Source organism: Bacillus sp. 05T31 (assembly GCF_056396725.1).
Genome location: NZ_JBFTMA010000325.1, coordinates 1 through 4,516 on the forward strand (window position 1 = coordinate 1; position 4,516 = coordinate 4,516).

Here is a 4,516-nt window from a genome sequence, read left to right on the forward strand (position 1 = left end):
CCATATAGATGTGGCGTTGCTTTAATCTAGCCAAACAAACGATCTCGATTCTCTTGTATTTGTACACTAACAATCTGGTGAAAATAAATGATTCTGTTTTATAGGACGTGTTTACTTAATGTCCAATACATATTATTAAAAGTAAAGTGGTTCAAGTCGGAGGAAGGCACCTTAGGGTGTCTTTTCTTTATTTTCAAAAGGACTTGCTCAATTCATGCTTAAAAACATAAAGTAAAGTGAACCCGTTAAAATACATGAGTGACCCCTTGTTTTCTCCTATTATCTAAAGGAGGAACTATTATGGGATTTGGTGGTAGTTGCGGCGGCGGCGGCTTCGCTGGAGGATTTGCTTTATTAGTTGTATTATTTATTTTATTAATCATAGTTGGAGCTAGCTGCTTCTGCTAAAAAACTATCGGAAAAGGCACTCTTATATGAGTGTCTTTTCTTTATACGTTAAAAAAGCCCACCTATTTCCGTAGGCGGGCCCTATCTTTATTACACAATACCAAAGTATACTCTCTTTTCCCCTTAAATTTTATGTAATTATACATATTCATGAAAATACAAATAGTAAAATATAAATTGTAGACATGCTCTATAAAGTAGATTCTTTTGAAAGACATAACATATTAATCATTATAGGAAATGTGTCGGGACTCCTACTTAATTACATGCTTTTTTGATTTATAAAAAATAAAATCATGATAATTTGTTTCCAATCCGCATCCTTTTCATTAATCTATTTTAAGAAGATACATTTACGAATCCAAAATAATCCCCTCAAAGCATAAGCTTTAAGGGGATCTCTCCTATCATCTTCTCTCTTCATACAAGCGATTTGCTTTATACGAGCAAACGAAAAACATACATGTCGCAACGGGGATAAATGTCAAAAAAAGTCCTCTCATTAATGCAAATGGCGTTTCAAATAAAAATGACCATAGAAATGCTACGCCTTGCTTATCCCATAATCCTGGCGTCAAGTATAGTTCTTTCGGATTTACAAACGCTCCTAAATTCATCGTATTACTATACATAAATAAAAATAATATCGGCAAATAACAGATCGCTAATTCTAAACATGTCTTAGATAAACGTTTATACTTCCCTGCTCGTGACATTTGATCTGAAAAAATGTCATCTTCGCTTTCCTCATTTACCTTTTTAAAATATTGCGTACCWGMCCACCAYTTACCGGCTATATGCTTCCAGCCRCTATCTTCAAATAAYGTACAGTAATTAATAAAATCACTTCGTCTATAAAATATTCTATAATCTATTTTAATTGTCGCATCCTCAGGTTCTGCGATTCTAAATTTATAACCGAATGTATTACTTTTTAGTTGATAGCCTTTCCAAGCCATCTCTTCTAACCATTTCTCCTCTTTCTCAAAGTCYAAAAAGAATTTCAATCTCCACATCTTCGSTTCCCCCCTMACTATACATKTAATAAGCTTTTTGTAACTCCAACAATGTGCTGCATYCTCATAAAGTCTAAATGTAATACTTCTTTCCCSCGYTCAGTAATTACATACACTTTTCTTCGTTTATCTTCACTTTTTACCGATTCTATTAATTGTTGCTTTAATAAATTTTCAACCGCACCATACAATGTACCCGCCGCGATTTTCACTTGATGATTACTAAGTTCCTCCACCTTTTGCATAATTAAATACCCATGCGCTGGCTCTAATAAAGCTAGAAGAACGTAATACGTTGTTTCCGTTAATGGTAAATTTTTATCCCTATTCATAAAGACCTCCAATGTAACGATAAGTATATAGTCAAACTATACAGTTCAACTATATAGTTTTATTTTATACAGCTAGACTGTATATGTCAAATGCAGGAAATCTTTTATTATCCATAACAAATCAAAAAACGCTATCTTTCTAAAAGATAGCGTTTTTATTCATTCTGTTATTTATCCCTGCTTATTCTTCGCTTTCATTTGCTCTTCATAAACAAATTTCACTGTCATAAAGTCGTTAGAGAAATCTCCGAGCGCTTTCTTCATAACATTCAATTCTTCTTGTGATTTAATTTCAATCCCATTTAAGAAGTCAAATGCTTTCGATTGCTCTTCAGCAACAAAGTTTTGCGTCATATAGTCATCTTGGAAGTCTTGCTTCGCCTTTTCTTTCACTTTATTCATTGCCTCTGTTTTATTTATACTTTTTACAGGATTTGCGAATGCACCCGTAGGCTGTTCTGTTTTAGGCTCTTCTTTCGTTTCCGGCTGTGGAGTTGGTGCTGGTGTTGGTTGTTGCGGTTGTTGTTTCGGCTGTTCTTGTTGAACTGGCTGCTGCGCTACTTGTTGCTCTTTTTTCGCTAATTCATCTTTTAACTTCTTAACTTGTGCATCAAGAGATTTATTTTCAGTTTCTAATGCACTCTTATCACCTTTTAACTTTTGCGTTTCTTCAAAATGCTCATCTACTAATTTATTATATTCTTTCTCAGTGTACATTCTTTCACTAGTTGATGCCGTCTTCCCTTTCGTAACAACTACATTAATAATTACAATTAAAACTGCGATCCCTATTAACGCAGCAAAGATCTTCTTTTTGTTCATTACTAATCCTCCAAAATGTAAAATTTCCAAAGTTATCATACCAGATGCTGTTATGTTCCTTTGTCACATTATGTCGAACCGAAATAATAAAAAAAGCACCTGAAACAGATGCTTTTTTCATTATCAATACGTAAACGTAATCGTCACCAAAGAATATCCTTCTTTTGCATTATACGGCTCCGCTTTATAAGAAACACGGTTCGCCCCTTTTGGAAAACCGATTTCTCCAATTGCTTTTTTCACATCTTGCAGTGCGCCATCCATTGATTGTTTATAAAGGATTTCAATCTTTGCTGAATTTGTGCTATAACGTTGCTGCATTTTATTTTTCAATTCGTTATAGTTATTCGCAACATACTCACTTGCTAAATAATTTAGTTTTGTATCTTTTAATATTTGCCCGTATGCAGGTGCTTTAGAACCGCCTGCTGCAATTTTATTTGTAAGTGTATCATAATAATTTGTTGTAGCCTGTGGATATTCCCCGCGGTTCCACTCATGATTTCTTGCAATTTGCTCATCTGATAAATTGAAATATGAATACGTTACTCGGCCTTGTTCATCAGGTATTGGATCATCGAATGTTGTATCAAGATGGTACCACTTGCTATCGATTTTAACTAAATTCCAAGCATGAGGCTGACCGTCTCCAGTTCCTACTACAAAATGATTCTCAATTCCAGCTTCTTTTAATAATTGATAGGTTAATAGTGTGTAACCTTGGCAAACGGCAGAACGATTCGCGAGTGCCTCATATGCTGTATACGCTTTATAAGACGTATCGTAAGAAACATGTTTTACAACATAATCATGAATCGCCTTCACTTTTTCATGATCATCCATCCCGACTTGAATAATAGAAGAAACAATCGCTTTCGCTTGTTTCATCACATACTCTGTTTGTTCTTTCGTTTCACGATATGTAATATTTAGCGTAAACGTATAATTCCCTGGCGATCCAGATAGTGAGTATGAAACATTCGATCTATTATAATTTGTATACTCATTTTTACTTGCGACTTCTTTATATGCGATGAAAAGTGTATTCATCACTTCTTTTGTATTACTGTTTTTCGTTTTATATGGAAGTGTAATATTCGTTTCATACGTATTAATACGCGTTTGTACTTCATTTTTAAATGCTGCTAATAATGCCGCATCTCCTGTATCTTGCACCGCAACCTCAGGCTTTTTATATTTCAATGCATTATATAAAAACTGTGCATACTGTTCACGCGTTACCGTTTTAGCTGGTTCAAATTTCCCGTCTCCTGTACCAGATGCAATCCCGTTTGACTGCACCGCACTAATCGCATTTTCTGCCCAAAATCCATTTGGAACATCATTAAATGTATGTTTTTGTTTAGCTGAAACTTGGAACGCATTTTTAATAATTTGCGCCATTTCTGCGCGACTAACAGAATCTTTCGGTCTAAAACCGCCATTTCCATCACCTTTAAAAATCCCCAATTTCGTTAACGTTAAAACCTCTTCCGGAAACATTGTAGAACCTGAGCGAATATCACGATACGGATTATTTAAAGTAGACCCATCTTGTAATACATAACGAGCAGCATCATTACTAAACGTACCACCTTGCTTATTCGGTACTAACACACGATAAATTAAAGCGGCAACTTGCTCCCTCGTCGCAACATCACCAAAACCAAACTTTCCATTTCCATAGCCTGAAATAATATTTTTGCTCGCTAAGTCTTTAATCGCAGGATAGGACCAGTGCGATGTAGGTACATCGGAAAAAGTACCCGCTTCAGCAGCTTTCATCTCACCAACATTTGTATATAATAAAGCGCTACCAATAAGTGATAATGATGTAATTGATTTTAATAGTTTTATGTACATAATGCATTCTCCCAATACGTCTTCTATTCTTGTTATTTTTTGTCGAAAAATCTAAAAGACTATGACAAGAAACAT

At 34.8% G+C, this 4,516-nt stretch carries 5 protein-coding genes; 1 reads left to right on the top strand and 4 read right to left on the bottom strand.

Features of this window, described 5'->3' with window-relative positions; genetic code table 11:
• Positions 1-300 precede the first annotated feature (300 nt).
• Complete coding sequence (locus tag AC1DJR_RS18235; RefSeq protein ID WP_078178596.1) at positions 301-408, top strand: YjcZ family sporulation protein; 108 nt, start codon at positions 301-303, stop codon at positions 406-408.
• 407 nt (positions 409-815) lie between these two features.
• On the opposite strand, the gene AC1DJR_RS18240 is transcribed toward AC1DJR_RS18235, so the two are convergent.
• The 4 genes from AC1DJR_RS18240 to AC1DJR_RS18255 all read right to left on the bottom strand — a co-directional run bounded on the left by AC1DJR_RS18240 (position 816) and on the right by AC1DJR_RS18255 (position 4,441).
• Positions 816-1,424 carry a DUF2812 domain-containing protein gene (locus tag AC1DJR_RS18240; protein ID WP_477003186.1) on the bottom strand — a complete coding sequence of 203 codons (609 nt, stop codon included), beginning with the start codon at positions 1,422-1,424 and terminating at the stop codon, positions 816-818.
• 17 nt (positions 1,425-1,441) lie between these two features.
• Positions 1,442-1,756, bottom strand: a complete 315-nt coding sequence (locus AC1DJR_RS18245; protein WP_477003187.1) for a PadR family transcriptional regulator — start codon at positions 1,754-1,756, stop codon at positions 1,442-1,444.
• A 171-nt stretch (positions 1,757-1,927) separates the two neighbouring features.
• The gene (locus AC1DJR_RS18250; protein ID WP_410589237.1) at positions 1,928-2,578 is read right to left on the bottom strand and encodes a hypothetical protein; all 651 of its coding nucleotides are present in this window, start codon (positions 2,576-2,578) and stop codon (positions 1,928-1,930) included.
• Between the two features lie 123 nt (positions 2,579-2,701).
• On the bottom strand, positions 2,702-4,441 hold the full coding sequence (locus AC1DJR_RS18255) for an S-layer homology domain-containing protein (protein WP_477003188.1): 1,740 nt from the start codon (positions 4,439-4,441) through the stop codon (positions 2,702-2,704).
• Positions 4,442-4,516: the final 75 nt, after the last annotated feature.

Bases quoted from the DNA above. Each gene is read 5' to 3' on its own strand.
- AC1DJR_RS18250 (WP_410589237.1), bottom strand. From the start codon at position 2,578: ATGAACAAAAAGAAGATCTTTGCTGCGTTAATAGGGATCGCAGTTTTA.
- AC1DJR_RS18235 (WP_078178596.1), top strand. From the start codon at position 301: ATGGGATTTGGTGGTAGTTGCGGCGGCGGCGGCTTCGCTGGAGGATTT.
- AC1DJR_RS18255 (WP_477003188.1), bottom strand. From the start codon at position 4,441: ATGTACATAAAACTATTAAAATCAATTACATCATTATCACTTATTGGT.